12 protein-coding genes are annotated in these 13,647 nt (G+C 61.3%); 4 read left to right on the top strand and 8 right to left on the bottom strand.

Annotated elements, in window-relative coordinates; translation table 11 throughout:
- The first annotated feature begins 197 nt into the window (after positions 1 to 197).
- Together lexA and sulA are read left to right on the top strand one after the other, a co-directional pair.
- Entirely contained in the window at positions 198 to 812 is a 615-nt protein-coding gene (gene lexA, locus GYB81_RS04085; protein ID WP_161866480.1) for a transcriptional repressor LexA, read from the top strand.
- Between the two features lie 9 nt (positions 813 to 821).
- Complete coding sequence (gene sulA / locus GYB81_RS04080) at positions 822 to 1,292, top strand: SOS-induced cell division inhibitor SulA (RefSeq protein WP_161866481.1); 471 nt, start codon at positions 822 to 824, stop codon at positions 1,290 to 1,292.
- A gap of 63 nt (positions 1,293 to 1,355) precedes the next feature.
- Here sulA and GYB81_RS04075 read toward each other — a convergent pair whose 3' ends face one another.
- The 6 genes from GYB81_RS04075 to fadB form a co-directional block, all read right to left on the bottom strand.
- A complete protein-coding gene (locus tag GYB81_RS04075; protein ID WP_090426226.1) occupies positions 1,356 to 1,595 on the bottom strand; it encodes a hypothetical protein in 240 nt (79 codons plus the stop codon).
- An 81-nt stretch (positions 1,596 to 1,676) separates the two neighbouring features.
- Positions 1,677 to 2,195 carry a DUF6586 family protein gene (locus tag GYB81_RS04070; protein ID WP_161866482.1) on the bottom strand — a complete coding sequence of 173 codons (519 nt, stop codon included), beginning with the start codon at positions 2,193 to 2,195 and terminating at the stop codon, positions 1,677 to 1,679.
- A 142-nt stretch (positions 2,196 to 2,337) separates the two neighbouring features.
- On the bottom strand, positions 2,338 to 4,944 hold the full coding sequence (gene topA / locus GYB81_RS04065) for a type I DNA topoisomerase (RefSeq protein ID WP_161866483.1): 2,607 nt from the start codon (positions 4,942 to 4,944) through the stop codon (positions 2,338 to 2,340).
- A 105-nt stretch (positions 4,945 to 5,049) separates the two neighbouring features.
- Entirely contained in the window at positions 5,050 to 5,292 is a 243-nt protein-coding gene (locus tag GYB81_RS04060; RefSeq protein WP_161866484.1) for a DUF1653 domain-containing protein, read from the bottom strand.
- Between the two features lie 73 nt (positions 5,293 to 5,365).
- Positions 5,366 to 6,541 (bottom strand): acetyl-CoA C-acyltransferase FadA, encoded by a 1,176-nt coding sequence (gene fadA, locus GYB81_RS04055; RefSeq protein WP_161866485.1) that lies wholly within the window; start codon positions 6,539 to 6,541, stop codon positions 5,366 to 5,368.
- A 171-nt stretch (positions 6,542 to 6,712) separates the two neighbouring features.
- The gene (gene fadB, locus GYB81_RS04050) at positions 6,713 to 8,860 is read right to left on the bottom strand and encodes a fatty acid oxidation complex subunit alpha FadB (protein WP_161866486.1); all 2,148 of its coding nucleotides are present in this window, start codon (positions 8,858 to 8,860) and stop codon (positions 6,713 to 6,715) included.
- Positions 8,861 to 9,329: 469 nt separating this feature from the next.
- Here fadB and GYB81_RS04045 point away from each other — a divergent pair, with 469 nt between their 5' ends.
- Together GYB81_RS04045 and GYB81_RS04040 are read left to right on the top strand one after the other, a co-directional pair.
- On the top strand, positions 9,330 to 10,151 hold the full coding sequence (locus GYB81_RS04045) for a hypothetical protein (protein ID WP_161866487.1): 822 nt from the start codon (positions 9,330 to 9,332) through the stop codon (positions 10,149 to 10,151).
- A gap of 151 nt (positions 10,152 to 10,302) precedes the next feature.
- Entirely contained in the window at positions 10,303 to 10,752 is a 450-nt protein-coding gene (locus GYB81_RS04040) for a universal stress protein (RefSeq protein ID WP_161866488.1), read from the top strand.
- Between the two features lie 90 nt (positions 10,753 to 10,842).
- On the opposite strand, the gene GYB81_RS04035 is transcribed toward GYB81_RS04040, so the two are convergent.
- Entirely contained in the window at positions 10,843 to 11,529 is a 687-nt protein-coding gene (locus GYB81_RS04035; protein WP_161866489.1) for a DUF6901 family protein, read from the bottom strand.
- Between the two features lie 18 nt (positions 11,530 to 11,547).
- On the bottom strand, positions 11,548 to 13,473 hold the full coding sequence (locus tag GYB81_RS04030; RefSeq protein ID WP_161866490.1) for an ATP-binding cassette domain-containing protein: 1,926 nt from the start codon (positions 13,471 to 13,473) through the stop codon (positions 11,548 to 11,550).
- Between the last annotated feature and the right edge of the window lie 174 nt (positions 13,474 to 13,647).

Raw genomic sequence — 13,647 nt, 5'->3', positions numbered from 1 at the left:
ACTTGTTTGAAACATACGTTTCAGCTCACTGCATTGTCAAGCCGCATGAGCCGTCTTTTGGCCGGCGGGTCACAGCTTACAACAAGCAGAGACGAAGATTGCTCGGCCCGGGTAACAGGCGCCAGCAAATAGATCGTTGCCAAGCTTCGCTTACTGTATATAATCCCAGTCACTGTATAAAAAGACAGAGCCCAGCCATGCTGAAACTGACGCCCCGCCAAGCCGAAATTCTCGCCTTCATCAAACGCTGCCTGGAAGACAACGGCTACCCCCCCACCCGCGCGGAAATCGCTCAGGAACTGGGGTTCAAATCACCCAATGCGGCAGAAGAGCATCTCAAGGCCCTTGCCCGCAAAGGCGCCATCGAGATGACCCCGGGCGCATCGCGTGGCATCCGCATCCCAGGTTTCGAGGCAGGTGCCGCGAACGAGGATGAAGGCCTGCCGGTGATCGGCCGTGTCGCCGCCGGCGCACCGATCCTCGCACAGCAACATGTCGAGGAATCCTGCCAGATCAACCCGACATTCTTTCAGCCCAAGGCCGACTATCTGCTGCGTGTCCGCGGCATGAGCATGAAGGACATCGGTATTTTCGATGGTGATCTGCTCGCCGTACATACCACACGCGAAGCACGTAACGGCCAGATCGTCGTCGCCCGCATCGACGATGAGGTGACGGTCAAGCGCTTCAAGCGCGAGGGCAACAAGGTCTGGCTGATTGCCGAAAACCCTGAATTCGCCCCGATCGAAGTGGACCTGGAGCACCAGGACCTGATCATCGAAGGTTTGAGTGTCGGTGTAATCCGCCGCTGAGGAAACGCCATGCAAATGCAGCCGTCGTTCGAGCGCCCACAACTTCCCCTTTTCGACGCCTTTCTTGCCGGTGTGTCGGGCGAGCCAGTGGTTACCAAGAACATCGCCCATAGCGAGGATGACCAGGCTTTCAGCGAGCTGGCTCTACGCGGCGCGACCGGCCACTGCCTGCATTTGCTGGCGCCGATTCTGCGCGAGCTGAGTCAGAATCAGGATGCACGCTGGCTGAGCCTGGTGGCGCCGCCTGCAAGCCTGACTCAGGCCTGGCTACGCGATGCAGGCCTGAACCGAGAACGCATCCTGCTGCTACATCCTCGACAAGGGCAAAGCGCTCTGGAGTTGGCCGAGGAAGCGCTCAAGCTGGGCCGAAGCCATACGGTGATCAGCTGGCTGCACCCGGTAGAGCGCAGCACTCGCCAGCGCCTGGCGCTGGCTGCCACTAGCGGTGGCGCGCAGAGTCTGAATATCAGCCTGGGCTGAAGCATTCAAGCAAATGAAAACGGGGCTCCATTGGAGCCCCGTTTTCATTATGTCGCAGCAGCTTCAGTGCAGAACGCGCGGCCCTTCATCTTCTTCGCTACTGAAATCCCCCTCGGCCATTCGACCGGCCATCTGCACGCCGACATTGAGCATGGCCTTGGCCACCTCGATATGCTGGCCCTGCAGGAAAGCCTTGGCATCCGCGGAGAAGTCCAGAGTCACCAATGCCTCTTCATCCTCTGCGCGACGCAGGGCAATACGCCCATCGGGCAGTTCGACGATTTCCAGAAAGGATGTAGGCATTGGCTCAGTCTCTGTGCAAAAACGCGACATTATAACAGCCAGCCGGAGTCATCCCCAGCCCACTGGTCCAGTTAAACGCAATCAGCATTCGCTGAGGCCTTCACGAAAACGCAACACCAAGGCCTTGAGCTGCTGACGCCAGGCATCGATATCATCGAGGCTCAGCTCGACTGGTTCTTCGCCGACGCTGACAGCCGTGATCAACGGCATCGACGGATCGACCTTGGCCTTGCGCGCCTCGCGCGGCGGCTGGAACAGCTCGGCATAGGCAGTCAGCAACTGCGCCAGCCAGGTTTCACGCTGCTGCGCCAGTTCGACCAGCTCAGCCAGTTCCGGGCTGGGCGATCCCTCAAGCACCGCCTGCTGAACGAAAGCCTCGACACGCGAAGGCGCGGCGTCGTTCATGCGGTAGTAGCCGGCAATCTCATGGCACAACCCGAGCAGGCCGCCGTAAAGGTGAAACAGCGCGGCCTCGCGCTCGGCCTGCACCAGCGCCTGAACATTGAATGCGGAGGAGGCCTCGGCCTTGCGCCAGTTATCCAGGGCAGTGCCGGCGAAGAAGATCTTCTGATTGGTGCGGGTGTAGATTTCTTTGGCCATTACGGCGACCTCCACAACAGATCGGGTCATGATACGCGCGTCGACTACCAACCAGACGCGCATCTCGTCAGCCTTTCAGGCCCTTTTCCATCTTGCGAGCGACCACCACCAGGCAGACGCCTGCCAGCTCATGGGCAAAGCCCTAGCGCTTGTCCTCGACCTTCCACTTGCCACCATCAAAGAACGCACGCCAGCCAGTCGGCTTGCCATCCACCTCGGTCTGCACGTACTGCTCCTTGGTCTTGCGGCTGTAGCGGATCACCGCCGGACGACCATCCGGATCCTTCTGCGGAGCGTCGCAAAGGAAGTGGTACTTCGGATCGATCTCGTGCTTGTGCGGGACGATTTCCAGCACCAATGGCGCACGCGTCTCGCGGTTCTTGGGGAACTGACTGGCAGCAAGGAACAGGCCCGATGCACCGTCGCGCAGCACGTAGGTGTCGTCCACCTTCTCGCACTTGAGCTCGGGCATGTCCACCTTATCCATCTTCGGTGGTGCGGCCTCACCATTCTTCAGCAGCTTGCGGGTGTTCTTGCAGCTCGGGTTGGTGCAACCGAAGAACTTGCCGAAACGGCCGGTCTTGAGCTGCATTTCGCTGCCGCACTTGTCGCATTCCAGGCTCGGGCCCTCATAGCCCTTGATGCGGTATTGACCCTGCTCGATCTCGTAGCCGGTGCAGTCCGGGTTGTTGCCGCAGATATGCAGTTTGCGGGTCTCGTCCAGCAGGTAGGCATCCATGGCCGTGGAGCAGATCGGGCAGCGGTGCTTGCCCAGCAGCACGCGGGATTCGGACTCGCCCTCGTCGTCGGCTGCGATTTCGTCGCCCGGCACCAGATTGATGGTGGCCTTGCAGCGCTCCTTCGGCGGCAGCGCATAGCCGGAGCAACCGAGGAAAACCCCAGTGGAGGCGGTACGAATCATCATCGGCCGGCCGCACTCGCGGCACGGAATGTCGGTCAGGGTCGGCTGGTTGGCACGCATGCCGCCCTCGCCTGCCTCAGCGGCTTCGAGCTTCTTCTTGAAGTCGCCGTAGAATTCGTCGAGCAGGTTCTTCCACTCGCGCTCCCCCTGGGCCACATCGTCCAGATGCTCTTCCATGGTGGCGGTAAAGCCATAATCCATCAGGTTGGCGAAGCTCTCGTCGAGACGCTCGGTGACGATATCGCCCATTTTCTCGGCGTAGAAACGGCGGTTGTGCACCGTCACGTAGCCACGATCCTGAATGGTGGAGATGATCGCCGCGTAGGTGGATGGACGACCGATACCGCGCTTTTCCAGTTCCTTGACTAGGCTGGCTTCGGAGTAGCGTGCCGGTGGCTTGGTGAAGTGCTGGCTGGGGTCGAGCTGGATCAGCTTGAGCCCCTCGCCTTCCTTCATTTCCGGCAGGACATCGTCCTCGCCCGGCTTGCTCTGCTGCGGCAGCACACGGGTGTAACCATCGAACTTGAGGATGCGGCCCTTGGCGCGCAGCTCGAAGTCACCAGCGGCTACGGTCACGCTGGTAGAGAGATATTCGGCTGGCGGCATCTGGCAGGCCACGAACTGACGCCAGATCAGGTCGTACAGACGCTCGGCATCGCGCTCCATACCGGACAGTTGAGTTGGACGCAGGTTGACGTCTGACGGACGAATCGCTTCGTGCGCCTCCTGAGCGCCTTCCTTGCTCGAATACAGATTGGGCTTGCCCGGCAGGTACTTGTCGCCGTACTCGCTGCCGATAAAGCCGCGCACCATCTCCACCGCGTCGGCCGACAGGTTGGTCGAGTCGGTACGCATATAGGTGATGTAGCCGGCCTCGTAGAGACGCTGAGCCATCATCATGGTCTTCTTCACGCCGAAGCCCAGGCGGTTGCTCGCTGCCTGCTGCAGGGTCGAGGTGATGAAAGGCGCCGACGGCTTGCTGCTGGTCGGACGGTCTTCACGCTTGACCACGCTGTAGCTGGAGGCCTTGAGCTTCTCCAGCGCAGCCATGGCCTGCGCTTCATTGACCGGCTTGAAGGCAGCACCGCCTTCACGGACCACCTCGAAACGCACCTTGGCATTCTTCGCCGTGCCCAGATCGGCGTGTACTTCCCAGTATTCTTCCGGGACGAAGGCGCGAATTTCCTTCTCGCGCGCCACCACCAGTTTTACCGCCACCGATTGCACGCGGCCGGCGGACAGACCACGGGCGATCTTGGCCCACAACAGCGGCGAGACCATGTAGCCCACCACGCGGTCGAGGAAGCGCCGCGCCTGCTGCGCGTTGACGCGGTTGATATCCAGCTCGCCGGGCTTGGAGAAGGCTTCCTGAATCGCCTTCTTGGTGATCTCGTTGAACACCACACGCTTGTAGCGGCTGTCGTCGCCGCCGATGGACTCGCGCAGGTGCCAGGCGATGGCTTCCCCCTCGCGGTCCAAGTCGGTTGCGAGATAGATGGTGTCGGCATCCTTGGCCAGGCGACGCAGTTCCTCGATCACCTTTTCCTTGCCGGGCAGGATCTCGTACTTGGCCTTCCAGCCATGCTCGGGGTCGACACCCATGCGCGCGAACAGCTGACGCTTGGCCTTTTCCTTGGGCGACAGCGCAGGCGCCTCGGCAGCAGCTTTGCCGCGCTTGGCCGGCTCCTTGGCGGCGCTTGCCGAGCCGCTGGTAGGCAGGTCACGGATGTGGCCGATGCTCGACTTCACCACGTACTGGCTGCCCAGATACTTGTTGATGGTCTTGGCCTTGGCCGGGGATTCCACGATGACCAGCGATTTGCCCATGGATCAGAGAATTCCTAAAATTGCGAAATATAGAAGGCAGGGAGCCTTGAGGCCCCGCTATATATAGTGGCGACCGAGCGAAGGTCAAGCGCAGGGGCTGCTCAGTCAGACTTCCGAACTGCCGATAGGGCTGACTTCGGCCTGAATCAAAGCAAAGCGTGGAACGCGCCTGCCGTCCACTTCGATCTCTTCGCAGAACATGCTCAGCGGCCGCACCCAAAGGCCGAATTCGCCGTACAGCGCCTGATAAACCACCACCTCTTCCTCGGTTTCGGAATGACGTGCCACACCGAATACACGGTATTGCGGGCCTTTGTAGTGGCGATAGAGTCCTGGCTGCAACTGCATTGAGAGGTTCCCGATAAAAAAGCCTTAAAAAGCAAAACCGGGGCACTGGGCCCCGGTTTCTGTCCGCTTACGCTTAAACGCGTTCGAAGACGGTGGTGATGCCTTGGCCAAGGCCCACGCACATGGTGGAGACACCGAGGGTGCCACCGTTCTGCTTCATGACGTTGAGCAGGGTACCGGAGATACGGGCCCCGGAACAACCGAAGGGGTGACCCAGGGCGATGGCGCCGCCGTGCAGGTTGACCTTCTCTTCCATCTTGTCGAGCAGTTTCAGATCCTTCAACACCGGCAGGGCCTGGGCGGCGAAGGCTTCGTTGAGCTCGACGAAATCGATGTCGGCCATGCTCAGACCGGCGCGCTTGAGCGCCTTCTGAGTGGACGGCACCGGGCCGTAGCCCATGATCGCCGGATCGACGCCGGCAACGGCCATGGCGCGAACCACGGCCATCGGTGCGATACCCAGGTCCTGAGCACGCTGGGCGCTCATGACGATCATGCAGGAAGCGCCGTCGGTGATCTGCGAGGAGGTGCCCGCAGTTACGGTGCCGCCTTTCGGGTTGAAGGCAGGCTTCAGGGTAGCCAGGCTTTCAAGGGTGGTTTCCGGACGAATGGTTTCGTCATAGTCGAACATCTTGAGGAAACCATTCTCGTCGTAGCCCTGCATCGGGATGATCTCATCCTTGAACTTGCCTTCGACGGTGGCCTTGTGTGCCAGGCGGTGAGAACGCTCACCGAAGGCGTCCTGCGCCTCGCGGCTGATGCCGTGCATCTTGCCCAGCATCTCGGCGGTCAGGCCCATCATGCCGGACGCCTTGGCGGCGTACAGAGACAGGTGCGGGTTCGGATCGACGCCGTGCATCATGCCAACGTGGCCCATGTGCTCCACGCCGCCGACGACGAACACGTCACCGTTACCGGTCTGGATCGCCTGCACGGCGGTGTGCAGAGCGCTCATGGACGAACCGCACAGACGGCTGACGGTCTGGCCGGCGCTGGTGTGCGGGATCTGGGTCATCAGCGACGCCATGCGCGCGATGTTCCAGCCCTGCTCCAGGGTCTGGTTGACGCAGCCCCAGATCACGTCCTCGACTTCAGCCGGGTCAATCTTGGAGTTGCGCTCCAGCACTTTGCTGATCAGGTGCGCGGACATGGTCTCGGCACGGGTGTTGCGGTGCATGCCGCCCTTGGAACGACCCATCGGGGTACGGCCGAAGTCGACGATCACTGCATCTCTAGGATTCAGGCTCATATATTCACTCTCTCTAGTCGTTGCGCGCTACAGGCTGGTGAAAAACTGACTGCGTTGCCATTGCTGCGTTAGAAACAGGCTCAAAATGCTCATTTACAACACGTAAACTCCGCTTTTTCGCCTGTTTCTGCCTTGCACTGGCCGCCTCGTCCACGTTTTTCAAACAGCCTGTTAACCGAAGAACTTCTGGCCCTTGGCGGCCATTTCGCGAAGCTTGGCGGTCGGGTGGTACAGCGCGCCCAGGTCGGCGTACTTGTCGGCCAGGGCGACGAACTCGGCGACACCGATGGAATCGATGTAGCGCAGCGCACCGCCACGGAAGGGAGGGAAGCCGATGCCGTAGATCAGGCCCATATCGGCCTCGGCTGCGGTATCGACGATGCCGTCTTCCAGGCAACGAACGGTTTCCAGGCACAGCGGGATCATCATGAAGTTGATGATGTCCTCGTCGGTGACTTCGCGCTCTTCGACCACGATGGATTTGAGCAGCTCGTAAGCTTCAGGGTCGGAGACCTTCTTTGGCTTGCCGCGCTTGTCGGTCTCGTAGGCGTAGAAGCCCTTGCCGTTCTTCTGGCCCAGGCGATTGGCTTCGTACATCACGTCGACAGCGGTCTTGCCTTCCACCGCCATGCGGTCCGGGAAGCCTTCTGCCATCACGTCACGGCCATGGTGGCCGGTGTCGATGCCGACCACGTCGGAGAGGTAAGCCGGGCCCATGGGCCAGCCGAACTTCTCCATGACCTTGTCGATGCGCACGAAGTCGACACCGAAGCCCAGCAGCTTGGAGAAGCCGCCGAAGTACGGGAACAGCACGCGGTTGACCAGGAAGCCCGGGCAGTCGTTGACCACGATCGGGTTCTTGCCCATCTTCTTGGCATAGGCCACGGTGGTGGCCACGGCCACTTCGCTGGACTTCTCGCCACGGATGACTTCCACCAGCGGCATCATGTGCACCGGGTTGAAGAAGTGCATGCCGACGAAATTTTCCGGACGCTTGAGCGCCTGGGCCAGCAGGGAGATGGAGATGGTCGAGGTGTTGGAGGCCAGGATGGCGTCTTCACGCACCACGTCTTCCACTTCGGCCAGCACGATCTGCTTGACCTTGGGGTTCTCGACCACGGCTTCGACGACGATGTCGACGTTGCCGAAATCACCGTAGGACATGGTCGGACGGATGGCGTTGAGGGCTTCGGCCATCTTCGCCGGGGTCATGCGGCCCTTCTCGACGCGCTTGCCGAGCAGCTTGGAAGCCTCGGAAAGGCCCATCTGGATACCCTCTTCACGGATATCCTTCATCAGGATCGGGGTGCCCTTGGACGCCGACTGGTAGGCGATGCCGCCGCCCATGATGCCGGCGCCGAGTACGGCAGCCAGTTTCACGTCGCGGGCGATTTCGTCGTGGTGCTTGGCCTTCTTCTTCAGTTCCTGATCGTTCAGGAACAGGCCGATCAGGCTCTCGGCGACCGAGGTCTTGGCCAGCTTGACGAAGCCGGCGGCCTCGACTTCCAGGGCCTTGTCGCGGCCGAAGTTGGCAGCTTTCTGAATGGTCTTGATCGCCTCGACCGGAGCCGGGTAGTTCGGGCCGGCCTGGCCAGCGACGAAGCCCTTGGCGGTCTCGAAGCACATCATCTGCTCGATGGCATTGAGCTTGAGCTTTTCCAGCTTGGGCTGACGCTTGGCCTTGTAGTCCAGCTCGCCGGAGATGGCACGCTTGACCAGATCCAGCGCGGCGTCCTTGAGCTTGGCGGGGGCGACGACAGCATCGACAGCGCCGACTTTCAGCGCCTCTTCCGCGCGGTTTTCCTTGCCGGAGGCGATCCACTCGACGGCGTTGTCGGTACCGATCACGCGCGGCAGACGCACGGTACCGCCGAAGCCCGGGTAGATGCCCAGTTTGACTTCCGGCAGACCAATCTTGGCGGTTTCGCTCATTACGCGGTAGTCGCCGGCCAGGCACATCTCGAAACCGCCACCCAGGGCGATGCCGTTGATGGCGACTACGGTGGGCACGGCGAGGTCTTCGAAATCACTGAAGATCTTGTTGGCTTCGAGGTTGCCAGCCACCAGCTCTTCGTCGGGGAGTTTGAAATTGTCGACGAACTCGGTGATATCGGCACCGACGATAAACACGTCCTTGCCACTGGTGACAATCACGCCCTTTATCGAACCGTCGGCCTTGATCGCGTCGACGGAGGCGCGCAGCTCGTTGAGGGTAAGACGGTTGAATTTGTTGACGGACTCACCCTTGAGATCGAAATTCAATTCGACAATGCCGCTCTCAAGAGCCTTAACCGTGATGGCTTTACCTTCGTAAATCATCAACTGATCTCCACGGTATGGAAGCTGAACAGTACACATCGGAGCCAACCGGCAGGCCAGCTCTCGGCATAGCCGCGAGCATAGCTCCAATCGGTACGACACACCCACCGACGCGATATTCGGGCTGTAACGGCGCGCCTGACCAGGCAAACGCTCAATTCATACGCCCGTTTGATTTGGGTGTGCACACCATCGGGGAAAAGCCTGCGCTTGTCAATTGGCCAGTTTTCGTCGTTTTCCCGACGTTTTCTGCAGGCCCGGTCATTCGCGGGCTCCAGCGGCTTTCGATAAACCGCGTCAATATCGCGCCATTGCGCGAGTTTTCCTGGGTGTTGCTGGCGTATCCGAACGCCTAGCCAAACGCCCAAGCTACGGGTACATTCGTCTCACTTTCGGCTGGCACAGGGCCATCCGCGAGCAATACAAAAACAAATCGAGCCCCAAGATGGGCCACACGGAGTCACCAATAATGTCGAGCCGCCGTTCGCTTGCATTTCCGCTGAGCACTCTGCTCCTGTTCCTCCTGGCATCGCTCACCTCCCCCCTGCTCAACGCCGCACCGGCCGATGATCTGCTGCGCCTGCACCAACTGCGCCTGGCGACGCAGAAGAGCCTGGGCGACTTCTACATGTACAACGGCATGGAAGGCGACCAGCGCTACGCCCGGATGATTGGCGAATCCCTGCAGGAGGGCCAGGCGCACCTTGACGGCCTGGGCGAGATGCCGGGTGACGCCAGCAGAGCGCTGCATACTCAACTTCAAAACGGCTGGCAGAGCTACCGCAGCGGGCTGCAGGCCCTGATGGAAGCGATGCGACGCCAGGGCTACACCGACCTGCAGCCGATTGCCGACCTGGCCGCCAACAACCAGCGCCTCATGGCCATTAGTCAGGAGTTGTACCAGAAGATTCAGCAAGAAAGCGGCTTCAGCGTACCGCCACTGACCCAGAAGAGCCGCGAGCAGAGCCTGCTGATGCAGAACATCGCGCTGGACTATGCATCACGCAGCGCCTCGGTCGGCACCAGTTTCTTTGGCGGCGGCGAAGAGCGCGCCATCGATGAACTGGTCGGCGAGTTCGCCAGTCAACTCGACAACCTCAGCGCCGCCCAGCAGAACACCCCGCAGATCAGCGCTGCGCTGGGCTCCATCGAGACCAAATGGCGTTACATCGAGAAATCCCTGCGCAACTACAATGAGAACACCGTACCTTTTTTGATCAGCAAGTATTCCGACAGCATCATCGAGGGCCTGGAAGGCGTTGCAGCGCAGTACGCCGCCGGCCAACAATGATGCCAATGATTTCCGGCCTGCCTGGCCCTGCCCCCGCCCGGTGCTCGCACCGGGCTTTTCTTTGCCCGAATGATGACAATCCGCCCCTTATGGTGCACAACGGGGCCATACTTGCCACATAGCCATTTGCCCCTTCGAGGAGGATCCAACCATGCCCTACCAGCACATTCTGGTCGCCGTCGACCTGACCGAAGAATGCGACCCCGTAGTGGTCCGTGCGCAGAAGCTGGCCCAGGCCAGCGGTGCCAAGATGTCCCTGGTGCATATCGTCGAGCCGATGGCCATGGCCTTTGGCGGTGACGTGCCGATGGATCTGTCGATGCTGCAGCAACAGCAGTTCGAGCAGGCCCGCGAGCGCCTGGACAGCTTCACAGGCAAGTACCCGGAACTCACCGCCGACCAGCGCCATCTGGCGTATGGCCAACCGCGTCAGGAAATCCACCGTCTGGCCGAAGAACAAGGCTGCGATCTGATCGTGGTCGGCAGCCATGGCCGCCACGGCCTGGCCCTGCTGCTGGGTTCCACGGCCAATGACGTGCTGCACGGCGCGCCCTGCGATGTGCTCGCCGTGCGTTTGAAGAAAGCGGAAAAAGGCGCTTGAGATCGCGTCGCGGCTGAAGCCCCTCCCACAGTAGCCGCGTTGGCTCTGCCCGTGGGAGGCGCTTCAGCGGCGAGCTTTTGGGCTTCGGCCCTACTCAAACGACTCGCCCGCGCTCATGACCAGCGGGCGGATCTTCTGCAGTTGGGTTTCCAGCGACACCGTCATGCTCGACGACATCGAGAAGAAGGTGAGAAAGGCCTTGAGATTGGAGTCGTCTTCACAGGTGTCGTGAATACGCTGCCAGAAAGCCTGGTTGACCAGCTTGAGTTGCTGGAACAGGCGCACCAGGCCTTTTAGTTCCCAGTCGGCCAGACGCCCTTCGCGCATGTTGAAGTACTGCCGCGTCAGATACAGCGATACCGCGCGCAGGATGAACTCCTGGTTGTTGGCAAAGGGCAGGTGGTGCTGCGCCATGGGTTTCAGGCGCGCCAGCACCGGGCAGGCGCTGGTAGCCATGATCACCCCGAGCAGTGCGCGCAGCCCTTCCTCCAGGCCGACATGCTTGGTGTACTCACGCTCCGGCGTGCGTACCCAGACACTGGCCTTCTTGAATGCCGGCAGGCCACGGAAGTCCTCGATCACCCGGTGCAGATCGACTGCAGCCGGGCAATGGCTGAACTGCTCGCGACTGAGCGGGCAATTGCTGCACTGCTGATGCCCGAGGCGCGTCCAGGCGGGTGCCTGCTGCGCCTGCGCGGGGTCATATTCGCGATTCAACTCGATCCGATAGCTGAACTGATGATTGTCGTCGAGAGTAATGCGGTACTCGATGGCCATTGCCCGTTCGTTCCTTCGTCAGCCTTCCAGTTCTGCCCAGCGCTCGAGCAAGACGTCCATTTCCTTCTGCAAGCTGTCGAGACGCGCCAGTACTTCCGTGGTGATCTGCACCGGCTGCTGATAGAAGGCAGGATCGGATACCTGCTCCTGTACAGCGGCCATTTCCTGCTCCAGGGCGTCGATCTGCCCGGGAATCGCTTCCAGCTCGCGCTGCAGCTTGTAGCTTAGTTTCTTTTTCGCAGGCTCCGAGCTCTCCTGCGCGGGAGTCGTTGCGACCGGGGTCGGTGCTTCGACGATGGCCGTGGCCAGCTCGGCCTTGCCGGATTTGCTTTCACCCACCCCGAGCAGGCGTGGCGAGCCGCCCTGGCGCAGCCAGTCCTGATAGCCGCCGACGTACTCGCGCACCTTGCCTTCGCCCTCGAACACCAGGGTGCTGGTCACGACATTATCGAGGAAGGCACGGTCGTGGCTGACCATCAGCACGGTGCCGGGGAAATTGAGCAGCACTTCTTCGAGCAGTTCCAGGGTTTCTACATCCAGATCGTTGGTCGGTTCGTCCAGCACCAGCAGGTTGGCCGGCTTGCTGAACAACTTGGCGAGCAACAGTCGTGCCCGTTCGCCACCCGATAGCGCCTTGACGGGGGTACGGGCCCGCTGCGGACTGAACAGGAAGTCGCCCAGGTAGCTCAGCACATGGCGGTTCTGGCCATCGATAGTGATGAAGTCGCGGCCTTCGGCAACGTTGTCGATCACCGTCTTTTCCGGATCGAGCTGGTGACGCAATTGGTCGAAATACGCCACTTCCAGTTTGGTGCCGACCTCGATGCTGCCACTGCTTGGCTGCAGATCACCCAGCAACAGCTTCAGCAGCGTGGTCTTGCCGGTACCGTTGGCACCCAGCAGACCGATGCGGTCGCCGCGCTGCAGGACCATGGAAAAATCCTTGACCAGAAACGGGCCACCGGCATGGGCGAAGCTGACGTTCTCCGCCACCATCACCTGCTTGCCGGACTTGTCCGCGGTCTCCAGCTGGATATTCGCCTTGCCCTGACGCTCGCGGCGCTCGGCACGCTCGGCACGCATCGCCTTGAGCGCACGCACGCGGCCCTCGTTGCGGGTGCGGCGGGCCTTGATGCCCTGGCGAATCCACACCTCTTCCTGGGCCAGGCGCTTGTCGAACAGCGCGTTGGCAGTTTCCTCGGCAGCCAGTTGCTGCTCCTTGTGCACCAGGAAGCTGGCGTAGTCGCCGTTCCAGTCGATCAGCCCGCCACGGTCCAGTTCGAGAATGCGTGTGGCCAGGTTCTGCAGGAAGGAGCGGTCGTGGGTAATGAACAGCACGGCGCCGCCAAAGTCCTTCAGCGCCTCTTCCAGCCAGGCGATGGCGCCGATATCCAGGTGGTTGGTGGGCTCGTCGAGCAGCAGCAGATCCGGCTCGGACACCAGCGCCTGGGCCAGCAGCACGCGACGGCGCCAGCCACCGGAAAGCTCGGCCAGGGTCTTGTCCGCCGGCAACTGCAGGCGGCTCAAGGTGCTGTCGACCAGCTGCTGCAGACGCCAGCCGTCTTTGGCTTCCAGCTCCTGCTGCACGTGCATCAGTTGCTCGAGATCGTCATCGCCGTGGATGTTCTGCGCCAGGTGGTGATAACGCGCCAGCAGCTCGCCGACGCCGGCCAGGCCTTCGGCAACCACGTCGAAGACCGTGCGCTCATCGGCGCGCGGCAGCTCCTGCGGCAACTCGCCGATTTTCAACCCCGGAGCACGCCAGATCTCGCCGTCGTCCGGCATCTGGTCGCCCTTGACCAGGCGCAGCATGCTCGACTTGCCCGTGCCGTTGCGGCCGATGATGCACACCCGCTCACCCCGCGCGATCTGCCAGGACACTCCATCGAGCAGGGGCATGGCGCCATAGGCGAGGGATACGTCGGCAAACTTGAGCAGGGTCATGGGCATCTCCAGAAACAGGCGGCGCATTCTACCCGAGTTGCCAGCCGACTGTTGCCGTTTCCACGGGGAGACAGACGTGACGCCCATACACAAGCTGACGCAGGCACGCGCATTTTTGCTGTATGTGTCCATCCGGCCCGGCGGCATTCACCGCGCCCTTGTGAAAGGCTAAGC

The sequence above is a fragment of the Pseudomonas yangonensis genome (assembly GCF_009932725.1).
Taxonomy (GTDB): domain Bacteria; phylum Pseudomonadota; class Gammaproteobacteria; order Pseudomonadales; family Pseudomonadaceae; genus Aquipseudomonas; species Aquipseudomonas yangonensis.
This window is presented reverse-complemented; position numbering and strand designations above follow the sequence as displayed.

Bases quoted from the DNA above. Each gene is read 5' to 3' on its own strand.
- lexA (WP_161866480.1), top strand. From the start codon at position 198: ATGCTGAAACTGACGCCCCGCCAAGCCGAAATTCTCGCCTTCATCAAA.
- topA (WP_161866483.1), bottom strand. From the start codon at position 4,944: ATGGGCAAATCGCTGGTCATCGTGGAATCCCCGGCCAAGGCCAAGACC.
- GYB81_RS04040 (WP_161866488.1), top strand. From the start codon at position 10,303: ATGCCCTACCAGCACATTCTGGTCGCCGTCGACCTGACCGAAGAATGC.
- fadB (WP_161866486.1), bottom strand. From the start codon at position 8,860: ATGATTTACGAAGGTAAAGCCATCACGGTTAAGGCTCTTGAGAGCGGC.
- GYB81_RS04060 (WP_161866484.1), bottom strand. From the start codon at position 5,292: ATGCAGTTGCAGCCAGGACTCTATCGCCACTACAAAGGCCCGCAATAC.
- GYB81_RS04070 (WP_161866482.1), bottom strand. From the start codon at position 2,195: ATGGCCAAAGAAATCTACACCCGCACCAATCAGAAGATCTTCTTCGCC.
- GYB81_RS04035 (WP_161866489.1), bottom strand. From the start codon at position 11,529: ATGGCCATCGAGTACCGCATTACTCTCGACGACAATCATCAGTTCAGC.
- GYB81_RS04075 (WP_090426226.1), bottom strand. From the start codon at position 1,595: ATGCCTACATCCTTTCTGGAAATCGTCGAACTGCCCGATGGGCGTATT.
- sulA (WP_161866481.1), top strand. From the start codon at position 822: ATGCAAATGCAGCCGTCGTTCGAGCGCCCACAACTTCCCCTTTTCGAC.
- GYB81_RS04045 (WP_161866487.1), top strand. From the start codon at position 9,330: ATGTCGAGCCGCCGTTCGCTTGCATTTCCGCTGAGCACTCTGCTCCTG.
- GYB81_RS04030 (WP_161866490.1), bottom strand. From the start codon at position 13,473: ATGACCCTGCTCAAGTTTGCCGACGTATCCCTCGCCTATGGCGCCATG.
- fadA (WP_161866485.1), bottom strand. From the start codon at position 6,541: ATGAGCCTGAATCCTAGAGATGCAGTGATCGTCGACTTCGGCCGTACC.